Genomic DNA, 20,131 nt, shown 5'->3' on the forward strand with positions numbered 1-20,131 from the left:
CAGGTGCGATCACGACCGCTGCGACCGAATCCGGCCAGACACGGCAACTCGTCGTGCCGGACTCGTCGTGCCGGACTCATCGCACGGCTACGGAACAAAGATTCATCTCATGGAGTCGAACACGAGGCGCAGGTCGTCCTCCGTCGTCGTCGGGTTCACGAGGGCGAGCCGGGTGCAGGTGCGGCCTCGGTGGCTGGTCGGGGTGACGAACGCCCTTTGCGCGTCGAGGAGTTCGGCGCTCCAGCTGGAGTAGTCGTCGGGTTGCCAGCCGGTACGTTCGAAGGTGAGAACGGTCAGGTCGGGCTCGACGAGCAGGTCGAGGTGGTCGGCGTTCCTGATGAGTTCGGCGCCGGCCTGGGCGACGGCCAGCGTCCGTTCGACGGCGTCGCGGTAGGCGTCGGTGCCGTGCGCGGCGAGGGAGAACCAGAAGGGCAGGCCGCGGGCGCGCCGGGTGAGGTGGAGGCCGTAGTCGGAGGGGTTCCACTCGCCGTCGACCGTGACGGGGTCGAGGTAGGCGGCGTGCTGGGTGTGTGCGGTGCGGGCGAGGTTCGGGTCGCGGTACAGGAGCGCGCAGGAGTCGAAGGGGCCGAACAGCCATTTGTGCGGGTCGACGATGAACGAGTCGGCCTGCTCGATGCCGTCGTAGAGGTGGCGGGCGGCCGGGGCTGCCAGGCCGGCGCCGCCGTAGGCGCCGTCGACGTGCAGCCACCAGCCGTTCTCGCGGGCCACCTCGCCGATGCCGGCGATGTCGTCGACGATGCCGAGGTTGGTCGATCCGGCGGTGGCCACGACCGCGAACACGCCTTCCCGCTGCTCGGCGGAGAGCTCGGCGACGGTGGCCCGCAGCGCGGTTCCCGTCATCCGGCCGCGCTCGTCGCCCGGTACGAGGACGACGTCGACGTCCATGACCACGCGCAGGGCGTGGGCGACCGAGGAGTGGGTCTCCTCCGTGACGCAGACCGCCCAGCGCCGGGGAGGGTGGGCGCGCCGTGCCTTCGCCGTCTCGCGGGCTGCCACCAGGGCGGACAGGTTTCCGGTCGAGCCTCCCTGGACGAAGGTGCCACCTGCCGTGTCCGGGAGTCCGGCCAGGTCGGCGATCCAGCGCAGCGCCTGGTTCTCCGCGAACGCGGCGCCCGCGCCCTCCAGCCACGTGCCGCCGTAGACGCTCGACACACCGACGAGCATGTCGAAGGCGGCCGCCAGTTTGGTCGGTGCGCCCGGGATGAAGGACAGGTAGCGCGGGTGGTCGACGGAGATGCAGGCAGGGGCCAGCACGTCGGTCCACAGCCGGACCGCCTCGTCACCACCCAGGCCGGCGGGAGTGACAGTCTTTCCGGCGGCGTCGTCCAGCAGCTCCGGGGCGACCGGGCCGTTCAGCGGGGCGTCCGACGCCAGTCGCTCCACGCTCAGGCGGGCCAGCTCCCGGACGGTCGCCTCGACGCTGGGCGTGAACTCGTGCACAGGTTTTCGTCTCCCCCTGCCTCGGCGCCACGTGCGCCATTTATGGCATCCAGCCCCATTCCGCCACGACCGACCGTCCCTGTCCACCACGTGTACGTGGATAGACGTCCGTGCATCGTGGTGATCCCGTCATCGATGCAGTACCGCCAACGACGAGGCCGTCGCACACCGCTGAGACGCGCTCGGCTTGGGCCGATCAGCGCAGGCGCGGCGCGCCTCGGCGGTACGGACGGCCTCCGGTGGACCATCGGTCAGGCGGCGGCCACGCCAGGGGCCGCCAGGCACCCGCCCCACCGCGTGAAGAGGCCCCGCGATGAAACGAACATCCCCTCAGAGCCAAGCCGACGGCCACGTGACCGGCTCAGCGCGCGGGGACACGCCCGGTGGCGGCCGCTACGGGGAGCGCGTCTTCCCTCCCGGACAGGCGGGCGAAGCGGAACGCATCGACTTCGGTGCCCTCGCCTACGACGACACCACGATGGCGCGGCTGTGGGCGCTCGGGGTCGGTCCGGGGTGGCGCTGTCTCGACGTGGGAGCCGGTACGGGCACGGTCTCCCGGAGGTTGCTGGACGAGGCTCGGGTGGCCGGCGTGCTCGCCGTCGACCGCGACGTACGGTTCCTCACCGAGCTGCCCACGCCCGGCCTCGACGTGCTGGAGGCCGACATCACGGCCCCGGACTTCGCGCCCGGCCGGTTCCGGCTCGTCCACGCGCGCTTCGTACTGATGCACCTGCCCGAGCGAGAGCGCCTGATCGCGAAACTGAGCGAACTCGTCGAGCCTGGCGGTGTGTTGGTGCTCAGCGACGCGATCGACCTGACGAACGACCGGACACCCAGCACGCCGTACGCCACGATGATGCGAGCGATGTGGCACGGGCTGAAGGCCGGCATCGGGACCGACGTCTCCTGGGTGCCGTCCTATCCGCACCTCCTGCGCGGAGCGGGGCTCGTGTCCGTCGCAGCCGAGGTCCATGTGCCACCTCTGACGCCGGGCAGTCCCATCAGCCGCTTCTGGGCGGACACTTGGGAACGCGGCAGGGCGGCGATGCTCGCCACTGGTCTGATCGACGACGCGGATGTGGACGCGGCGATCCAGTACCTCGACTCCAACGACTGTGCCGCACTCTCGGCCGGCATGCTCACCGCGTGGGGTTGGCAGCCCGAGGAGCCGAGCTAGGCCCGCGTTCCGTCCGTCACTCCTCTTCCGTAAGGGCGCGGGTCGCCTCCCGCTGGATCTCTGCCGAGCGGCGCAGGAAGTCGAGGATCACCCCGAGCTCCGTGTCCGAGTACCTCGCATGCAGGTCCGCCAACTCGGCCGCGAACGGGGCGAAGAGTGGTGCGAAGCGGGCGTTGGTGCCTGGGGCGATCTCGACGTTGACCCGTCTGCGGTCGTGTGAGTCCTTCACTCTGCGGGCGAACCCCTTGCGCTCAAGCCGATCGATCAGCCCGGAGACGGAAGCAGGTGCCAGGCCGGCGAGTTCGGCCAGATCGCCCGCGCTGAGGGTGCCGGACCGCTGGAGCAGGTCGAGCGTCTTCTCCTCCACCGGAGTCAGGCCCATCCGGGTACTGATCGCCGCGTGGTACATGACGGCGGCGTTGCTGTGTACCCGCCCCTCTTCCCCGAGTTCGGCGAGAAGTTCTTCCCTTGACTGCCCCATGTCCGCTCCATATATTTAGTTCGGTCGAACGAAACATATCAGGCCGGAAGGAGCGAGGTAACCCCATGGACAACATCCACGAGGCCGAGGTTCGCGAGCTCTTCGCCGAGTTCTGCAGGACCTGGACCGAAGCGGACTCTGCCGCGTTCGGGCGGCTGTTCGTCGAGGACGCTGACTACGTGTCCTACGACGGCAGTTGGGCCGCCGGTGCGGCACGACTGCGCGACAACCACGACACACTGTTCCGCGGCGTCATCGCCGGATCGGCGATGGTCGGCGAGATCGAATCGCTACGCTTCGTCACCGACTCCGTGGCGGTGATCGTGGGCAATGGATCCGTTCTCATGCCCTGGCGCAGCAAGCTACCGAAGCGCAGGCTGTCGCGGCAGATCATCGTCTGCGTACGGACGCCGGAGGGCTGGCGGATCGCGGCGATCCAGAACGGGCGGCAGCGACCGGTGACCATCCCAGAGCCGGACTCCCTGCCGGCGAGAATGTCGCAGACCATGACCCGACTGGCTCAGCGATTCGGCATCGGCCGGGCGCGAGAGGTCACGCTCCCGTAACGCCCTGAGTCAACCATCAGCCCCGGGCCACGAGTTGCTCGCAGCCCGACTCCGTCACTCGTCACTCGTCACCCGTCCCCCATCCCCCGAGCAGGCCGAGCCCGCCGGGCAGCCGCTCCCTTCCTGATCTCCTCCGTGGCCGCCAGGAACGCCGGCGCGGCATTTCTGAAGTAGTCGAAGAGCAGGGCGCGTTGCTCGGGGGTGTAGCGGGCCATGACCTCGGCGATGTGGCGGCGGGCCGGCAACACCGCCTCCTCTGCGCCGTCGAGTGCGTCGGGCACCGGCTCGACGATCACCCGCCTGCGGTCCTTGGGGTCGGCGGTGCGGCGGGCGTAGCCGGCCCGTTCGAGGCGGTCGATCAGGCGAGTGGTGGCGCCGGTGGTGAGTCCGGTCCTGGCCGAGAGCTCGCCCGACGTGAGGCTGCCCTCCCGGGTGATCAGGCTCAGCGCGTACCACTCCGACGTATGCAGTCCGACCGCCTCCGCGCTGGCCAGACCCTGGAGCCCCACCGCGTCCAGATAGCTGCGGAAGACCGCGCGCTCGCCCTCGTCACCCGTTGGGGTTGCCATCGCGGGGAGCCACCTCCTAGAGTTATCTGCATAGACGCAGATACTGCCTGAGTTCAGAATCTGCATCAGTCTAGTCAAAGGAGGTGGCCGTCGCCATGACGACTGCACAGGACAGCACCGCGATCACTTCCGTACTCGACGAACTCACCGCAGCCTGGGGACGACACGACGCCCAGGCGTACGGCGATCTCTTCACCCAGGACGCCACCTACGTGACCTTCACCGGGTCCCTCTACCAGGGGCGTCAGGAGATCACGGACAGCCATCGCGCCCTGTTCATGTCGTTCCTGAAAGGCACCAAGCTCGCGGACGAGGTCATCGACATCAGGTTCCAGGGGCCCGACGCGGCCGTGGTCAGCGGGCGCGGCGACACCTACAAGGGCAGGCGGCCGCGCAAGCTCAGCAAGATCCAGACCTATACGTTCGTCCGCGAAAGCGACGGCGACGGCAACGGTGAAGGCCACGGCCGGTGGCGTATCGCCGCGTTCCACAACACCAAGCGGAAGCCGTTGATGGAGTTCGTCTCCCGCCGGTTCGCTCCCGGCGGCACCACGGCAGACGCGAAGTAGGCGCCACCCGGATCAGGTGGCGCCTCAGCCGAACAGTCCCGACAGGGTGCGCTCGCGCGACGCGCGTACATGAGCGCGGGCCGCTTCACCCGCACCCTCGGCATCGCCGATGGAGATGGCGTCGGCCAGCGCCACATGTTCGGCGAAGATCACGCCGAAGCTCTCCACCCCTCGGCGCAGCCAGTCGACCCGGCCGACGATGGGTTCGAGCGTCTGGGCCAGCAGCGTGTTGTCGGCCAGTGCCGTGATCTCCTGGTGGAGCACGGAGTTGGCCGCGTGCACACCTGGTGAGTCACCCGCTCCCGCGGCCTCGCTCGCCTTCTGCAACGCGGCCGCGAGACCGCATTCGGCGCCCTGCGCCACCCGCTCGCTCGCCTGCTGGGCGGCGAGCACCTCCAGGACCTCACGGAGGTCGTACAACTCGCCGACCTGCCGTTCGTCCAGCGTGCGTACGACCATGCCGCGCGTCGGCAGATGCTCGACGAGGCCTTCGTTGTGCAGCACCCGCAGGGCCTCGCGCACGGGGAGCCGGGACACCGAGTAGCGCTCCGCCAACTCCTGCTCCACGAGCCGCGTTCCGGGTGCGAACGTGCCGTCGTAGATGCTGCTGCGGATACTCTCGCCGACGATGTCACGCAACGGCAGCTTGTTCCGGTACAACTTCGAGGACGACATCGCCACTGGTCTCAGCCCACGTTCGCTCAACAGACCACTACAGGAACCGCCAGTCTAAAGCCGGTGCACCGGCACGGCATCGGACCCCTGGCCCAGGCCCGGCCCGATGGGCGTCACCGGGCCGCCGGACCCGCCCACCAGCTCGGCGACCAGCCTGCCGGCGCACGGCACCGGCTCGATGATCTCGACGAGGTCGAGTGCGGCGAGCCGGCGGGCCGTCTCGCTGAGCGGCCCGCCGGCGATGATCACCGCCTCGGCCCCGTCCTCCTCCACACAGGCCCGCACGGCCGCCGCCAGCTCCAGAAACTGCTGCTCGGCGGAGGCCGCGAGCACGACCGGGTCCGAGGCGGTCAGCCGTACCCCCGTGAACCCCGCGGACCGCTCGTGCTGCGCGACCAGCTTGGTCAGGGAGTCGGCCAGGAGCGGGGTGCTGGTCGCCATCGCGAACCGGCGCCCCTCCCCCGCCGCCGCCAGGATCGAGGCCTGCCCGATGCCGACGACCGGCACGTCCAGCTCGGCGGCGAGCTGCTCACGCGCCGGGTCCCCGATGGCCCCCACCATCACGGCCGCGACGGGTGCGGTGAGCCGGCGCCGCACCGCGTCGACGACATGTTGCGCGGACTCGTCCAGGGTGACCGGGTCCACGATCATCGACGGGCCGTGTTCGACGGTGATCCCCTCGACCACCAGACCCGCGGGCGCCAGCTCGGCGCGCGCCAGCTCGACCATCATCGACGTCGTCCCACGATTGGTGTTGGGGTTGACCAGGATCACGGTCCGGGTTCCGGTGTGCAAGGCATCGGTCCTCTCGAAGTGTGCCCATGCGACGTGCGCACACAGGCCGCCCGTAGGCGCCTGTGTGTCCTGCTCGGGCCCGGCCCGCGGTCGCGCCGCGGGCCGGGCCGCCCGGCTACGGCTTACGGCTCCAGGTCGAGCAGCCGGGCCGGGTTGTCCTTGATCATCGTGTTGATCTCGTCCGGCTTGAACTCGAGGTCGAGCAGCGAGCTGATCAGGGTGCGCATACCCTCGACCGGCGTCGGGCCCGAGCGGATGCCGTAGTCGGTGCCGAGGATGAAGTTCTCGATGCCGACCTCCCGGATCTGGCGCGCCCACGGCATGATGCCGCTGAACTCGGGCGCGTTGGCGATGCCGGCGATCTCGTCCGCCCACTCGCGTTCCACGTAGTAGTTCGTGCGGGGCAGGCCGCGGTGGAACATCCAGTCGGAGACGGCGCCTTCGAGCATGACGCCCTTGGCGGCGAGTTGCTTCTGCTGCTCGGTCGACATCCGGCCGCGGCAGGGGTGCGCCACGACGATCTTCCGGATGCCGGCTTCCTGGGCGAGCTCCACCAGGCGGAAGGCTTCCTCGACCGAGACGTGCCCGGTGTTCAGGTGGACGTCCGGGCGCTCGGCGATCAGGCCGAGGATCTCCTGGAGGTCGTCCGGGGCCGGGCCCTCCAGCGGGATCTGGATCGCCCGGGACAGCTCGTCCTTGGCGAACTTCGGGTACTGGTCCTTGAACGGGACGGGCTTGCCGTCGACGTAGCTGCCCTCGTGGCTGGCCATGAAGTGGGTGCAGTGCGCGCCGAAGTGCACGAACTTGGCGCCGGCGCCGTAGTGCAGGGCGGTCTTGACGGCGCGCGGGTTGAGCCCGCCGAGGACGCTCGTCATGATGATGCCGCCGAAGATCTCGATGCCGGGCACCTGCCTCTTGACCAGCATGGAGGTGCCGTTACTGATCCCCAGCGTGTGGTCGAGGAACACCAGCGACTTCATGCCGGCGGCCTTGGCCTGCTCCGCGATCGCGAACGGGTCCAGACGGCCGGGGCAGGACTTCAGCCACGGACCGCTGTGGACGTGCACGTCGCTCGTCCCGCGGATCAGCTCGTCGGGCAGCTCCATCGACCTTTCGTCGAACGTCTCGTACAGAGCGGTCATTTCGGTGTCTCCCTTGATGTGTGACGGATGCTCAACTGGTGTTGTTCTTAAGGGACTTGGCTGATCGCCGATGGAGCTAGGCGACGCTGTGCGGGGTCTCGGCGGCGGCGCAGATCTTGCGGATGTGGGCCGCGCTGTCGGTGATGTACCGGATGGTCTCGGAGTAGCCGAAGGGCTGCTGCGCGTAGGTGTCGCGGTCGGGCAGCTCGCCGGACGCGATGCGTGCCTCGTAGTCGTGGACCATCTTGAGATAGGCCGAGAACTCAGCGGTGGTCAGGTCGGGGTGGGCGCTGATGTACTCCTCCTCGTAGATCTCCAGCAGCCACTTCTCGGGGTCCCTCGGCCGGTCCTCGTAGGACTCGTAGTTCTCCAGGGTGAAGTTCACGTTCGGGTTGGCCGCGGTGATGATCGGGATGATCTCGTCGAAGTCGACAACTCCCTCGCCGCAGGGCCGCAGTTGGTAGTACAGGCCGTCCTCTCCGTGGGCGACGTGGGCGTCCTTGATGTGGGTCTGCTGGACGTAGGGCGCCACGCGGCGGGCGGTCCACACCGGGTGCTCGACGCGGTGCAGTGCGTTGGCCGTGTCGAAGGTGATGCCGATGACGTCCGGGCCCACGGCCTCACACAGGCGGACCAGCTCGAAGGAGGTGATCTCCTCGTGGGTCTCGAGGTTGATGCGGACACCGAGGTCACGGGCGTACGGGGCGAGGCGGCCCAGGAAGCGCTCGATGGCGACGAGTTGTTCCTCCCACGTGACGTCGGTCCTGAAACGGTCCCAGGCGAGGCGGCCGTGGAACTGCGGCTTGACGTTGGCCGTGGAGGCCCACAGTTCGCGGCAGCCGATGGAGGCGCAGGCCTCCATCATCCGGCGGAAGCCGAGGAGGGTGTCGCCGTCGCCCACGGCGCGGAGTTCGGGCACCTCCGGGATGGCGAACGGGTTGACCTTGCCGAGGCCGGTCTCCAGGTACAGCCCCAGGTCGTCCGCACGGTCACGGGCGTTCCGCAGCTCGGCCGGGTCGAGGGTGGGGCTGATGCCGAGGACGGAACGGAAGAAGACACCTTCGAGGCCGTTCTCCTTGGCGTGCGCGAGAGTTCCGATGGGCCCGCGCTTGGCCGACTCGGGCATCTTGAGCCCGTCAATACCTATGCGCAACGTTCCGTCCAATCCGGTTGTGGTGGTTCATGGCCGAGGTGGGTGTGTGGGGCGGGTGTCAGTGGCGTTCAGCTCTCGTCGTGCAGTTCCTCCAGGGACTTCCCGAACGTCTCCGGGCCGAAGGGAACGGCGATGAGGACGACCGCGCACATGGCGGCCACGAGGGTCAGCAGGGCGGAGGCTCCGAGGGAGCCGAGGAGGGCGCCGGCGATGGGCGGCAGCAGGGCGCCGCCGATCATGCCGAGGTTGGAGATGCAGCCGATGCCCAGGGCGCGGACTCGGGTCGGGTACAGCTCCGGGCACCAGGCGGAGATGGAGCAGTTCGCCCACCAGGAGAAGAACTCGAAGAGGAAGCCGAGGACGAGGATGCCCGTGGGCCCGTGGGCGAAGAACGGGAAGGCGATGGCCGAGAGGCAGGACAGGGCTGCCGCGACGAACACCGTCGGGCGCCGGCGGCACCGGGTGTTGAGGTACGAGGCGAAGATCGCTCCCGTGACGGCGCCGATGAAGATGATCATGGTGAAGGTGAGGCTGGTGGTCACCTTGTAGCCCTGGTCCACGAGGATCGTCGGCCAGAAGGTGAGCAGGACGAACTGGGCGCCGAAGAGCGCGGCGGTGCAGGAGCCGAGGACGGCGGAGTTGCGTCCCAGCCTGCCGCGCAGGATCTCGGACAGACGCGGCTTCTCCTCGACTAGCTTGAGGTCGCTGGGGAGGTGGTCGCTCTCGACGAGGTCGCGCGGGTTGAGCCGGCCCGATTCGAGGACGCTGAGGGAGTGGTTGGCGTCCTTGACCCGCGCCTTGGACACCAGGTAGCGCGGTGTCTCGGGCATGTGGCGGCGTGTGTAGAGGATCAGCAGGGCCGGGAGGGCGAGCAGGGCGAACACCCATCGCCAGCTGGAGTCCGGTCCGCCCAGGAACTCGGGCAGGTGCGGGCCCACGATGCCGACGGTCACGAGACCGAAGAGGTAGGCGGCCGGGTTGCCGAGGCCGCCGGCGCCCACCTGGAGCAGCGAGATGGCGGTGCCGCGGAACTTGGTCGACGTCATTTCCGCGAGCAGGGTCATGCCGACGACGAACTCGCCGCCCAGGCCGAGGCCGACGATGACACGTCCGGTGATCAGCACCCCGAAGTTCGGGGCGAAGGCGCAGACGAGCGCACCCAGACTGTAGAGCGCGAGGTTGAAGTTGAACATGGTCTTGCGGCCCTTGAGGTCGCTGAGCCACCCGGCGAGGGCGGCTCCCACGTACATCGCCCCGAAGGTGGCCGACGCGAGGACGCCGATCCCGGTCGCCGAGAGCCCCCACTGCTCCTTGAGTGAGGGTCCGACGATGCCCACCGTGTTCTGCTCGATGACGTCGAAGAACGCGCCGATGATGACGATGGAGAGGATCATCTTGTGGCACCGGTTGGTGCCGATTCGGTCCATTTCCGAGGCGAGCAGCTGGTTGGCCCTGCGCAGGTCATTGGCCGGTGCCCCGGCTGCCGGGGGCGGGAGGGTCCCTGGGGCCGCCGACGAGGCGGACGGTTCCCCCGGGGGGATGTTCACAGGTTCGGGGTCCGAGCGGTAGTGCATCGTCATTGCTCCTTTTGCGCACTGGGCACGAGCATGAGTCGCGGACCTTCGGTCTGAGCCGTCCCCCGACAGCACCTCAGGTCCGGCCATGTGGAGGCCGAATCCATACCTACTTGGGATCCCATTCAAGCTAGAACCGGCTGGCGAGCAGCGTCAACAGATGGGATCCCATTATTTTCCAAATGCTGTCTGACCTGCTGATTCGCCCTCAAATTGGGGTTCGATGCAGGGGTTACCGCCCGGTCGGGGCGGCGCTCGGGTCCTCATCCGTGTCCGGATACGACTCCCCGCCCGCGCCCGGCGAAGCCGCCTCCGCCCCCGTCGCGGGTTCCTTTTTGATGAAGGCGAAGATGAGCACCACCGCGATCAGTTCCACGCCGGCGATGACGAAGAGACCCGTGGTGTACGAGCCGGTCGACTCCTTGACGCTGCCCAGGAATTGGGGCGAGAAGTAGCCCGCGAGGTTGGCGCACGAGTTGATGAGCGCGACGCCCGCGGCCAGCGCGGTGCCCGACATGAAGCGCGGAGGCAGGCTCCAGAACACCGGGATCGCGCCCATGGTGCCCGCCGCCGAGAGCGCGAGGGCGGCGAGGAGACCGGCAGCGCTGCCCTGTTGCTCCGCGACGGCGGCCAGGGCGAGGCCGAGTGCGCCCACTCCCGCGGCCAGCGCAGCGTGCCTGCGCGCCTCCCGCCGGCGGTCGGACCACCAGCCGTTGACGAGCATCCCCAGCCAGCCGAACGCGAAGATACCCGACATGATCCAGCCGAGCTCCGCCAGATCCGAGAATCCCACGTCCGCCACGAGGCTCGGCCCGTAGAAGGAAAGCGTGGCATTTCCGGTGATGATGCAGAACAGGCTCAGAATGAGAATCCAGGTGGTGCGGCTGCGCAGCGCACCCCGCACCGAGTGGTCACGACCGCTGAGTTCCTTTGCTTCCTTTCCGAGTTCATAGGCGACGTGCGCGTGTTCCTCCGCGCTGAGCCAGGTGGCGTCCTTCGGCCTGTCGGTGAGAAGGAAGTACGCGAGAATTCCGAGGATGACGGACGGGATTCCCTCGATGATGAAAAGCCACTGCCAGTCCCGGCCGCCGAGCATTCCGTCGGTGTACTTCATGATGTTGCCCGCCAGCGGGCTTCCGATCAGCAGGGCGAGGGGCGAGGCCGACATGCAGATGGCCACGGCCTTGCCCCGCCGGTGCGCCGGCAGCCAGTACGTGAGGTACAGGATGATGCCAGGATGCAGCCCGGCCTCGAACGCGCCCTGCAGAAAGCGGAGCACGTAGAAGTGCCACGGCTGGGTGACCCAGGCCATGAGTACGGAGACCACGCCCCAGCCCAGGGCGATTCTCATGATGGTCCGGCGGGCGCCGATCTTTTCGAGCAGCAGATTACTCGGCACTTCGAAGAGAAAGTACCCCAGGAAGAAGATTCCGGCGCCGGCGCCGTAGATCGCCTCGCTCCAGGACAGGTCGTCCAGCATCGTCAGTTTCGCGAATCCGACATTGACCCGGTCCATCCAGGCGATGACGTAGACGACGGTAATGAACGGGACGATCCGCAGGACCACGCGCCGGAAAGTGCGGTCGCGTTCCTGAGGGGTGGAATTCGTCGTGAGGGGTGCGGGTTCGTGCTCGGCCATTCCCAGTTGCCTCCTGATCCGTCGTGCGGAATCGGACAACTCGCGGCGCGGCGCACACGGGTGTGCCGCGGTCGGGAGTCGGTGAGCGGCTCACGCCTGTCGCCGGTGGCCGCACGGGGATGCCGTGTCATGGCGCGGATTCGGTCGTACCGCGGGCGTGGGGAGTCGGGCGACGCCGGGGATCGGAGCCCGGCGGCGCCCCTTCAGGTCTTGGGGCGGAGCCACGGCAGACTGTGGAGGCTTGAGCGGGGCGCGTCAAGAGTTCGCGGTTCGCGCCACTGAAGTCCGGAACTTTCATTTCCGCGGGCGCTGCGTGACGCCGCAGGTCAGGGCCGCGTTACCGCCGGGTCACCAGGCCTTCCTGACACTTCGTCAAACGTATCCTGGATACAAAGTCATTGACACCGGCACCGCTGGGTTTCAGTATCCGGGATACACCTTGCGCGGTGCTCTCGCCCCGGCGGGACGGATCACCCTCCTCCCCCGTCGCGGCCGTTCGGTGAGCGCCGCATCCTCCTCGTACCTCCCCGCACGTCGGTCGGTGGCTCAGGGACATCCTGCTCCGCCGGCCGAGCTGACAGTCGGCCCGCCAGTACCGCGTTTCGAGATGCCCCGCCGGCGCGAGGGCATCGCGCAACCCTGCGGAGGAATGATGGACACCTCTCCCCCGGCATCCCCGTCCCCCGGGTCAAGACCGGTCAGCTCACTTCGACGCGTCGTCGGAGCGAGCCTCGCCGGGACGACCCTGGAGTGGTACGACCACTTCATCTACGGCTCGGCGGCAGCCCTGGTCTTCCCCAGGCTGTTCTTCCCGGGCAGCGCCCCACTGACCGCCACCCTGCTGTCCCTTGCCACGTACTCGGTGGCCTTCGTGACCCGGCCGCTCGGCGCGGCGATATTCGGGCACCTCGGTGACAAGTACGGACGCAAGTCGATCCTGGTGGTGACGCTGCTGCTGATGGGCGTCGCGACCACCCTGGTCGGTGTGCTGCCCACGTACGGGCAGGCCGGCACCCTTGCCCCCGTGCTCCTGGTGGCCCTGCGCTTCCTGCAGGGCATCGGGCTCGGCGGCGAGTGGGGCGGTGCGGCGCTGATGGTCGGCGAGCACAGCAGCGGCCGGCGGCGCGGGTTCATGGGTGCGCTGATGCAGATCGGCAGCCCGCTCGGCCTCCTCCTGGCCAACGGAGCCTTCTCGCTCGTCACCTACCTGGTGTCCGACGACGCCTTCTTCGCGTGGGGGTGGCGGGTCCCGTTCCTGTTCAGTTCGCTGCTCGTGGTGACCGGCCTGTGGATCAGGACGCAGGTCCACGAGTCACCGCTGTTCGAGAAGCCGGAGCAGAACGAGAAGGTGGCCCCGCTGGCCGAGGTCTGCACCCGCCACTGGCGCAAGGTGGCCCTCGCGGTCGGCTCCCGCATCGGCAGCGACGTCACGTTCTACGTCTTCAACGTCCTGGTGCTCGTGTACGGCACCACCCAACTCGGCATCCAGCGCCAGCTGTTGCTCAACGCCGTGCTGCTCGCGGCGGCGTCCCAGGCCGTGAGCATCCCGGTGTGGGGGTACTTGGCGGACCGCCTGGGCCGGCGGCCGGTACTGATCACGGGGGCGGTCGGGTCGGCACTCTGGGCGTTCGCGTTCTTCCCGCTGCTCGACAGCTCCACCCCCGTGCTGGTCGTCCTCGCGCCGGTCATCGGCAACGTGTTCATCGCGGCGATGTGGGGGCCGCTGGCCGCCTACGTGCCGGAGCTGTTCCCGACGCGCGTCCGGTACACCGGCGCGGGTCTCGGCTTCCAGGTGGCCGGTGTGTTCGGCGGCGCGCTCGCCCCGATCATCAGCACCTACCTCATCGCGGTCTACCACTCGTGGGTCCCGGTCGCTCTCTACCTCGGCGCCATGCTGGCCCTGCTGGTGGCCTGCGTCCTGGCCGTCCGCGAGACCGCCAACTCGGACCTGCGCGACATCGAGACGACCGAGGTCACCGGCCCAACTGGGACCGCCGCGACCGCCGACGCAGGGAAGGCGATCTGATGCCCGACGAGCACGCGAACCACATGCGTGAGGCGCTGGCCGAGGCACACCTCGCCGGTGCGCGAGGGGATCTCGCGGTGGGTGCCGTCGTCGTCCACAGCGGCCGTGTCGTGGCCCGTGGCGGCAACGAGGCTACGAGTACGAACGACCAGTTCGCCCACGCCGAGATCGTGGCGCTGCGCGAGTTCGAGCGGCTGCACCCCGGCACACCGCCGGAGGAAGCCACCCTGTACTCGACCTTCGAACCCTGTCCCATGTGTCTCGGCGCGTGCCTGGTGGCGCGGATCGGTGCCGTGGTCGTGGGTGGCCGCCGCCGTCTCGACGACCGGGCCTGGGGCGCGTACCGGCCGGAACATCTCGCGGCTGTGGTCAAGTCGGGCGGCCCGGCGCTCCGTCTGGAGACCGGCCCGTTCGGCGACGAGTGCGTCGCGCTGCGCACCAAGTCCCTTTCCGGTGTGCCTATTTCGGCCACAGCGGACCTCAAGGAGCAGGCATGAATTCCCCTGCGGCATCGCAGACCGCCGACCGCGACCTCGTCGGCTACGGCCGCTCCGGACTAACGCCGACCTGGCCCGGCGACGCCCGGGTCGCGGTGTGCCTGGTCATCAACTACGAGGAGGGTTCGGAGTACTCGTACGCGGACGGCGACGGCCGCAACGAGATCCCGCAGGAGTACGACTACCCACCCCTGCCCGTGCGGGACCTGGGCAACGAGACCGTCTTCGAGTACGGGGCACGCGCCGGGATCTGGCGGCTGCAGCGCATGTTCGACGAGCTGCAGCTGCCCGTCACCTTCCAGGGGTGTGCGCGGGCCTTCGAGCGCAACCCCGAGGTGGGTGCGTGGATCAAGGAGGCCGGACACGACGTCTGCTGCCATGGGTACCGCTGGGAGAACGTCAGCACCCTCGACCGGGAGACCGAGCGGCAGCGGCTCCTGATGGCCATCGAGTCCATCACGCATACCTGCGGCGAACGCCCCCGGGGCTGGTACAGCAGACAGCCCGCCTCCGTGAACACCCGTGAACTCCTCGTCCAGGAAGGCGGGTTCCTCTACGACAGCGACTCGTTCGCCGACGACCTGCCGTACTACGTCAGCGTCCTCGGCCGGCAGCACCTGATCGTCCCGTACTCCTTCACGCTCAACGACGGGCACTTCCAGCCCGGTCAGAGCTACTCCGGGCCGACCGACTTCCTCGACCACTGCCGGCGCGCCTTCGACTACCTGTGGGAGGAGGGCGCGACCCACCCGAAGATGATGACGATCGGCCTGCACCCCCGGATCATCGGCCAGCCCGCACGCGCACACGCACTGCGCGAGTTCCTGCGCTACGCCATGGCGCACGAAGGTGTCTGGTTCACCCGCCGCCTCGACATCGCGCAGTGGTGGCACGCGCAGCACCGGACCTTCCCGCACACCCCCAGCTATTCGGACACACCCACCCACTCGGACATCCCACGGCGAAAGGAAGACATGTGACCGCCGACAAGGTCATCACCGGCGCCACCGTCGTCACCGTCGACGACAAGCGGACCGTCATCCGTGACGGAGCCGTCGCCATCTCCGGCCGCCACATCGTCGCCGTCGGGCCCCGCGCGGAGATCGAGGCCGCCCACCCCGGGGCCGAACGCGTCGACGCCACCGGGCAGATGCTGCTGCCCGGCTTCGTGAACCTGCACGTCCACTGCGCCCTCGCCGTCACCCGCGGCCTCGGTGACGACCTCGGCGGCGCGCCCGTCTACCGCAAGGACATCCCGCAGGGCGTACTCCTGTCCCCGGCCGACACCTCCACGTTCACATCGCTCGGCGGCCTCCAGGCGCTGAAGTTCGGTTCGACGACCGTCGTCGAGAACTACATCCACGCGCAGACCAATGTCGCGGCCCTCGACGAGCTCGGCCTCCGCGCGGTCGTCAGCGAACGCGTCCACGACGCCGACCTGTTCTCCGTACGGGACGGCGAGTACGTGTACGACGCCGACATGGGCAAGCGTCTGCTCGAGGCCAACGCGCAGCTCATCGAGGACTGGCACGGCCACGACGAGGGCCGCATCACGTGCCACGTCGGTCCGCACGGCCCGGACACCGCGTCGACGGCACTCCTGGAACGGGCGGGGGAGCTCGCCGACCAGTACGACGTGGGGATGTTCATCCACCTCGCGCAGACCAAGGGAGAAGTGGCCCAGGTCCGGGGCCGCACCGGCACGAGTTCGGTGCGGCACCTCGCCGACCTCGGACTGCTCGGCCCGCGGCTCATCGCCGGGCACTGCGCGTTCCTGGAGGACGGTGATGCCGAACTGCTCGCCGAGTCCGGGACCAACGTGTGCCAGATGCCGGTCGTCAACGCGAAGAGCGGCTGGATCGCTCCGGTCGCGGAGCTGCGGCGGCTCGGCGCCAACGTCGGCCTCGGCACCGACCACATGGTGCACGACATGGTGGAGGCGATCCGCTTCGCGTTGTGCGTCAACCGCGTCTCCGACGGCGGGCCGCAGCACATCGCCGCGATGGACGTCCTGGAGATGGCGACGATCCGGGGTGCGCAGGCCATCGGCCGGGCCCACGAACTCGGCTCCATCGAGGCCGGAAAGCTCGCGGACCTGGTGCTCGTCGACCTCGACGGCGCCCATCTCGCGCCGGTCCTCGACCCGGTCGCCAATCTCGTCTACGCCGGCCAGTCCTCGGACATCCACAGTGTGATGGTCGGCGGCAAGTTCGTGGTCCGGGACCGCGAGGCGCTGACCGTCGACGAGCAGGCGATCGTCGAGCGGGCGCAGCATCGCGCGGAGGAACTATGGCGGTCGATCGGCGGCTGGCGTCCGGCGGGCGTCGCCGGCGACTGCCGCTGCTGACGGGGGAAGAGTCATGACGCAGCAGACACAGCCGGCGGAGGCGACCGGCTCCGGGCGCCCACTCGGCGACCTGGACCGGCTCTCCGTCGTCGAGGCCGCGGCCGCCGTCACGTCCGGGCGGCTGACCGCCACCGACTTGATGGAGGCCGTCCTCGACCGGGCCCGGCGCACAGAGCCGCTGGTGAACGGCTATGTGCACCTCGACAAGCAGGCGGCCCTCACGGCGGCCCGGGAAACAGATCGCCGTCAGGCGGACGGCATTCCCCCGGGCCCCTTGCAGGGCGTCCCGATCGGCGTGAAGGACCTGATCGCCACCGCCGACATGCCGACGGCAGCGGGCTCACGCGTCCTCGCCGGCCACCGCCCGACCGCCGACGCCGATGTCGTACGCCGTCTGCGCCGCGCCGGAGCCGTGGTGGTCGGCAAGCAGTGGACCCATGAATTCGGGTGCGGTATGGACGAGCCGCCCACCCGCAACCCCTGGGACCTGAGCCGCTATCCCGGCGGGTCTACGGCCGGGGGCGGTGTGTCCGTCGCCGTGGGGTCCTCGTTCGCCGCCATCGGTACCGACGGCGGTGGCTCGATCCGTAAACCGGCCGCGCTGAACGGGCTGGTGGGGCTCAAGCCCACCTCGGGTCTGATCAGCATGAACGGCGTCGTCCCCGGCAGCACGAGCCTGGACCACATCGGGTGGCTGACCCGTTCGGTGGCCGATTCCGCCCTGCTGCTGTACGCGCTCACGGGCGGCAAGGCGCCCCAACTGCCGGTCCACCACAGGGCAGTTGACCTGGACGGAGTGCGGCTCGGGTGCCCGTCCTTCTTCTTCCGGGATCTCGACCCGGAGGTGGAACGGCTCACCCGAGCGTGCCTCGACACGCTCCGGGGCGCCGGGGCGGTGGTCGTGGACCTCGACATCCCCGAACTCGATGCGGCCGCCGAGGCGCACGGCACCCTCATGTCGGCCGAGTCGTACGGGTTGCACGCGGACTGGCTGGCCGAGTCCGGCGACCTGTACCACCCACGCACACGCGAGTCCCTCCTGGCCGGCGAACATGTCACCGTCGATGAGGTCGATGCGGCTCAGGAGACACGTGCCCGACTGCAGAAGGCACTCGACGTCGCCTTCCGCGACCATGCGCTCGACGTGCTGTGCGGGCCCACCTTGCCCATCCAGGCAGTGCGCATGGAGGACATGGACCCCGGACGCATGTTGCCGGAGTACTGCCGGTTCACGCTGCCGTTCAACCTCTCGGGAAACCCGGCGGTCAGCGTGCCGTGCGGCATGAGCCGCGAGGGGCTGCCCGTCGGGTTCCAGATCGCGGCACGGCCGCACGGGGAGAGGACGGCTCTGCGGTGCGCCGCGGCCGTCGAAGCCGCGGGACTGTGGGCCTCGCCCCGGCCCGAACTCGGCTGGAGCTAGGCTCCGTACAGGGGCGACCGGGTGGCACGTGTGCCCGTATACGATCTCTACCGGCTGCTGAGGAGGCGGAGTTGACCGGAAAAGGCATGACCCGAGTCATTGGCGGACCGGACTATCCCCTGCGGGACCAGGTACGCGACGAGCTCCGGGACCGCATCGTGGACGGCCGGCTCGGTCCGGGCAAGCGGCTCATCGAGCAGGAACTCGCCAACGAGTTCAGCGTGTCCCGGATTCCCGTGCGTGAGGCGCTGCGGATGCTCCAGGCGGAAGGGTTCGTGGACTCCGTGCCCCGCCGCGGGGTGGTGGTGAGCCAGCTTTCGCGGAGCGACCTGGAGAGTCTCTTCGACGTGCGCTCCGCGCTTGAGGTACTGGCGTTCCGGCAGGCGGCCGAGAACGCAACTGCCAGGGACATCAAGCGACTTGAGCAGTTGCTGGAGCGCGCCCGGCGGGCCACCGAGAAGGGTGACCGCAAGAAGGTGAAGCAGACGAACATCGAGTTCCACGAGACGGTCGTGCAGATCGCGGGGAACCGGTTCCTCACCTCGGCCCTGGAACCGCTGAACGGTCGGCTGCGGTGGCTCATCGAGCGCAGCGACGAGCACGAGCGGCAGTGCGCCGACCATGCCGCGCTCCTCGAAGCCATCGCCGACCACGACGCCGACCGGGCGGCCGCGTCGGCCCTGGCACATGTGCACATCGGCCGCGCCCACGCGCTCGCCCACTACGACGCGGCGCTCGCCGAGCAGACGGCTTGACGTCGCCAGAAAGCGTCAACTCACGTCCAGCGGAACGCCGTTGGCTCGTAGCACCTCGCGCAGGTCCAGGATCAGTGGGAACACCTCGTGGTTCCAGTCCTGGCCCTGTTCGTCCCAGGCACGTTGCTCGGCCTCGACCGCCATCCGGTCCTGCGCGAACACCCGTTCGGTGAAGCGCCGGATCAGCGGCCACGCCAGCTGGAGCACTCCGGGAACGGGCGGCTTCTGGATCATCAGCAGGCCGTAGGCGTGGTTGACGCGCTGCTCGGCGTCCTCGGGCACGTAGGCGGCCCAGAGGGAGAACGCGGGCAGTCGGGCACCGTCGGGGACGTCCTGAAGGGTCTGGTACGGGTACTGGGTGCGGATGGTGATCTCGTCGGGTGTCTGCGCTCCGCCGAGGCCCTCGGCGGACAGGAAGCCGGCGCCGCGATCCTTCCTGCCCCCTGCGGGGACGAACAGATAGCGGGCCTCGACGAAGTTCGGACCGCTCTCGTACCCCAGCAACTCGGGCTGGATCCTGCCCAGCACGCTGCGGTGCAGGAACTGGTGGTTCATGTCGAGCAGGTTCTCGTGCATGAACGAGTAGTGGCAGTTCACGGTGCGGGAGAACGTCATGGTGCGGTGTGTGGCCGCGCCGAACTCAGGCAGCACCGGGAACGGCGCCGACTCGGCCTTCTCCGGGTCACCGGGGAACACGAACACCAGGCCGTACGCCTCACGCACGGGGTAGGAACGCACACCGCGCGGAGGTCGTTCACACCCCTTGGGCAGGTACGGGATCTGGGAGATGCGACCGTTCCCGCGGTAGGCCCACGCGTGGTAGCAGCAGCGCAGGGTGTCGCCCTCGACGACTCCCATGCTCAGCGGGACCTGGCGGTGCGCGCACCGGTCCTCCAGTGCGTGAACTTCGCCGCTGTGTCCGCGGTAGAGCACGATCCGTTCACCGGCGAAGACGGCGGCGAAGGTGCGTCCCCTGCGTACGGCCCGTGACAGGGCCAGCGGGTACCAGAAGTCCGGGTCGATGCCGATGCGCCGCAGGTCGGGGACCGGTTCTCCGCGTTCGTCGACGGCCCCGCCGGCGATGCCGTGCGGTCCGTGGGCGCGGTCACCCTCCGTTGTCGGCAGCGCCTCGGTCATGTGCTCCGCTCCCTTGGCTGGACTCCCCTTCCCACGGTGGAGGCAGGCCGCGCGGACGGCAACCGCGGCACCGCCTTGCCCCGTTCCCGCCTGCCTTGCCCCGTTCATGCCTTACGCCATTTGCCTGTTCGGCCGCCCCTGGGCGCGT

The 20,131-nt window shown here is 69.1% G+C and carries 19 protein-coding genes; 9 read left to right on the top strand and 10 right to left on the bottom strand.

Annotated features, from left to right (window positions below):
• Positions 1-102: 102 nt before the first annotated feature.
• A complete protein-coding gene (locus ABZ893_RS29575) occupies positions 103-1,461 on the bottom strand; it encodes an aminotransferase class V-fold PLP-dependent enzyme (protein ID WP_361409624.1) in 1,359 nt (452 codons plus the stop codon).
• 352 nt (positions 1,462-1,813) lie between these two features.
• On the opposite strand from ABZ893_RS29575, the gene ABZ893_RS29580 reads away from it, so the two are divergent.
• Positions 1,814-2,638 (top strand): methyltransferase domain-containing protein, encoded by an 825-nt coding sequence (locus tag ABZ893_RS29580; protein WP_361409626.1) that lies wholly within the window; start codon positions 1,814-1,816, stop codon positions 2,636-2,638.
• A 16-nt stretch (positions 2,639-2,654) separates the two neighbouring features.
• Here ABZ893_RS29580 and ABZ893_RS29585 read toward each other — a convergent pair whose 3' ends face one another.
• Positions 2,655-3,119: a MarR family transcriptional regulator gene (locus tag ABZ893_RS29585; RefSeq protein ID WP_361409629.1), complete on the bottom strand. Its 465-nt coding sequence runs from the start codon at positions 3,117-3,119 to the stop codon at positions 2,655-2,657.
• A 65-nt stretch (positions 3,120-3,184) separates the two neighbouring features.
• On the opposite strand from ABZ893_RS29585, the gene ABZ893_RS29590 reads away from it, so the two are divergent.
• Complete coding sequence (locus ABZ893_RS29590; protein WP_361409632.1) at positions 3,185-3,685, top strand: SgcJ/EcaC family oxidoreductase; 501 nt, start codon at positions 3,185-3,187, stop codon at positions 3,683-3,685.
• 68 nt (positions 3,686-3,753) lie between these two features.
• Here the strand turns inward: ABZ893_RS29590 and ABZ893_RS29595 are convergent, their stop codons facing one another.
• Entirely contained in the window at positions 3,754-4,254 is a 501-nt protein-coding gene (locus tag ABZ893_RS29595; protein WP_361409635.1) for a MarR family transcriptional regulator, read from the bottom strand.
• Positions 4,255-4,349: 95 nt separating this feature from the next.
• On the opposite strand from ABZ893_RS29595, the gene ABZ893_RS29600 reads away from it, so the two are divergent.
• Positions 4,350-4,823 (top strand): SgcJ/EcaC family oxidoreductase, encoded by a 474-nt coding sequence (locus tag ABZ893_RS29600; protein ID WP_361409638.1) that lies wholly within the window; start codon positions 4,350-4,352, stop codon positions 4,821-4,823.
• A gap of 24 nt (positions 4,824-4,847) precedes the next feature.
• On the opposite strand, the gene ABZ893_RS29605 is transcribed toward ABZ893_RS29600, so the two are convergent.
• The 6 genes from ABZ893_RS29605 to ABZ893_RS29630 form a co-directional block, all read right to left on the bottom strand.
• Positions 4,848-5,498, bottom strand: a complete 651-nt coding sequence (locus ABZ893_RS29605; RefSeq protein ID WP_361409641.1) for a GntR family transcriptional regulator — start codon at positions 5,496-5,498, stop codon at positions 4,848-4,850.
• Positions 5,499-5,552: 54 nt separating this feature from the next.
• Positions 5,553-6,293: an aspartate/glutamate racemase family protein gene (locus tag ABZ893_RS29610; RefSeq protein WP_361409644.1), complete on the bottom strand. Its 741-nt coding sequence runs from the start codon at positions 6,291-6,293 to the stop codon at positions 5,553-5,555.
• 122 nt (positions 6,294-6,415) lie between these two features.
• A complete protein-coding gene (locus ABZ893_RS29615; RefSeq protein WP_361409647.1) occupies positions 6,416-7,435 on the bottom strand; it encodes a DUF6282 family protein in 1,020 nt (339 codons plus the stop codon).
• Positions 7,436-7,511: 76 nt separating this feature from the next.
• Positions 7,512-8,588: a sugar phosphate isomerase/epimerase family protein gene (locus tag ABZ893_RS29620; protein ID WP_361409650.1), complete on the bottom strand. Its 1,077-nt coding sequence runs from the start codon at positions 8,586-8,588 to the stop codon at positions 7,512-7,514.
• Positions 8,589-8,656: 68 nt separating this feature from the next.
• Positions 8,657-10,168: an MFS transporter gene (locus tag ABZ893_RS29625; protein ID WP_361409653.1), complete on the bottom strand. Its 1,512-nt coding sequence runs from the start codon at positions 10,166-10,168 to the stop codon at positions 8,657-8,659.
• A gap of 226 nt (positions 10,169-10,394) precedes the next feature.
• Positions 10,395-11,801 (bottom strand): MFS transporter, encoded by a 1,407-nt coding sequence (locus ABZ893_RS29630; RefSeq protein ID WP_361409656.1) that lies wholly within the window; start codon positions 11,799-11,801, stop codon positions 10,395-10,397.
• Positions 11,802-12,453: 652 nt separating this feature from the next.
• Between ABZ893_RS29630 and ABZ893_RS29635 the strand changes: the two genes are divergently transcribed.
• The 6 genes from ABZ893_RS29635 (at position 12,454) to ABZ893_RS29660 (ending at position 18,846) form a co-directional block, all read left to right on the top strand.
• Positions 12,454-13,827 carry an MFS transporter gene (locus ABZ893_RS29635; RefSeq protein ID WP_361409659.1) on the top strand — a complete coding sequence of 458 codons (1,374 nt, stop codon included), beginning with the start codon at positions 12,454-12,456 and terminating at the stop codon, positions 13,825-13,827.
• Positions 13,827-14,324: a nucleoside deaminase gene (locus ABZ893_RS29640; RefSeq protein ID WP_361409662.1), complete on the top strand. Its 498-nt coding sequence runs from the start codon at positions 13,827-13,829 to the stop codon at positions 14,322-14,324. The genes ABZ893_RS29635 and ABZ893_RS29640 overlap by 1 nt, the downstream gene beginning before the upstream one ends.
• Positions 14,321-15,304 carry a polysaccharide deacetylase family protein gene (locus ABZ893_RS29645; RefSeq protein WP_361409665.1) on the top strand — a complete coding sequence of 328 codons (984 nt, stop codon included), beginning with the start codon at positions 14,321-14,323 and terminating at the stop codon, positions 15,302-15,304. The genes ABZ893_RS29640 and ABZ893_RS29645 overlap by 4 nt, the downstream gene beginning before the upstream one ends.
• The gene (locus ABZ893_RS29650; RefSeq protein ID WP_361409668.1) at positions 15,301-16,671 is read left to right on the top strand and encodes an amidohydrolase family protein; all 1,371 of its coding nucleotides are present in this window, start codon (positions 15,301-15,303) and stop codon (positions 16,669-16,671) included. The genes ABZ893_RS29645 and ABZ893_RS29650 overlap by 4 nt, the downstream gene beginning before the upstream one ends.
• A gap of 13 nt (positions 16,672-16,684) precedes the next feature.
• Entirely contained in the window at positions 16,685-18,091 is a 1,407-nt protein-coding gene (locus tag ABZ893_RS29655; RefSeq protein ID WP_361409671.1) for an amidase, read from the top strand.
• Between the two features lie 86 nt (positions 18,092-18,177).
• Positions 18,178-18,846, top strand: a complete 669-nt coding sequence (locus tag ABZ893_RS29660; RefSeq protein WP_361409674.1) for a GntR family transcriptional regulator — start codon at positions 18,178-18,180, stop codon at positions 18,844-18,846.
• A 15-nt stretch (positions 18,847-18,861) separates the two neighbouring features.
• Here the strand turns inward: ABZ893_RS29660 and ABZ893_RS29665 are convergent, their stop codons facing one another.
• On the bottom strand, positions 18,862-19,983 hold the full coding sequence (locus ABZ893_RS29665; RefSeq protein ID WP_361409677.1) for an aromatic ring-hydroxylating dioxygenase subunit alpha: 1,122 nt from the start codon (positions 19,981-19,983) through the stop codon (positions 18,862-18,864).
• Between the last annotated feature and the right edge of the window lie 148 nt (positions 19,984-20,131).

It is taken from the genome of Streptomyces sp. NPDC046821 (assembly GCF_040645335.1).
Lineage (GTDB): Bacteria > Actinomycetota > Actinomycetes > Streptomycetales > Streptomycetaceae > Streptomyces.

Excerpts from the sequence above, each read along its gene's own strand:
- ABZ893_RS29635 (WP_361409659.1), top strand. The coding sequence starts at position 12,454 with ATGGACACCTCTCCCCCGGCATCCCCGTCCCCCGGGTCAAGACCGGTC.
- ABZ893_RS29665 (WP_361409677.1), bottom strand. The coding sequence starts at position 19,983 with ATGACCGAGGCGCTGCCGACAACGGAGGGTGACCGCGCCCACGGACCG.
- ABZ893_RS29605 (WP_361409641.1), bottom strand. The coding sequence starts at position 5,498 with ATGTCGTCCTCGAAGTTGTACCGGAACAAGCTGCCGTTGCGTGACATC.
- ABZ893_RS29600 (WP_361409638.1), top strand. The coding sequence starts at position 4,350 with ATGACGACTGCACAGGACAGCACCGCGATCACTTCCGTACTCGACGAA.
- ABZ893_RS29625 (WP_361409653.1), bottom strand. The coding sequence starts at position 10,168 with ATGACGATGCACTACCGCTCGGACCCCGAACCTGTGAACATCCCCCCG.
- ABZ893_RS29630 (WP_361409656.1), bottom strand. The coding sequence starts at position 11,801 with ATGGCCGAGCACGAACCCGCACCCCTCACGACGAATTCCACCCCTCAG.
- ABZ893_RS29645 (WP_361409665.1), top strand. The coding sequence starts at position 14,321 with ATGAATTCCCCTGCGGCATCGCAGACCGCCGACCGCGACCTCGTCGGC.
- ABZ893_RS29595 (WP_361409635.1), bottom strand. The coding sequence starts at position 4,254 with ATGGCAACCCCAACGGGTGACGAGGGCGAGCGCGCGGTCTTCCGCAGC.
- ABZ893_RS29615 (WP_361409647.1), bottom strand. The coding sequence starts at position 7,435 with ATGACCGCTCTGTACGAGACGTTCGACGAAAGGTCGATGGAGCTGCCC.
- ABZ893_RS29585 (WP_361409629.1), bottom strand. The coding sequence starts at position 3,119 with ATGGGGCAGTCAAGGGAAGAACTTCTCGCCGAACTCGGGGAAGAGGGG.
- ABZ893_RS29590 (WP_361409632.1), top strand. The coding sequence starts at position 3,185 with ATGGACAACATCCACGAGGCCGAGGTTCGCGAGCTCTTCGCCGAGTTC.
- ABZ893_RS29655 (WP_361409671.1), top strand. The coding sequence starts at position 16,685 with ATGACGCAGCAGACACAGCCGGCGGAGGCGACCGGCTCCGGGCGCCCA.
- ABZ893_RS29660 (WP_361409674.1), top strand. The coding sequence starts at position 18,178 with ATGACCCGAGTCATTGGCGGACCGGACTATCCCCTGCGGGACCAGGTA.
- ABZ893_RS29640 (WP_361409662.1), top strand. The coding sequence starts at position 13,827 with ATGCCCGACGAGCACGCGAACCACATGCGTGAGGCGCTGGCCGAGGCA.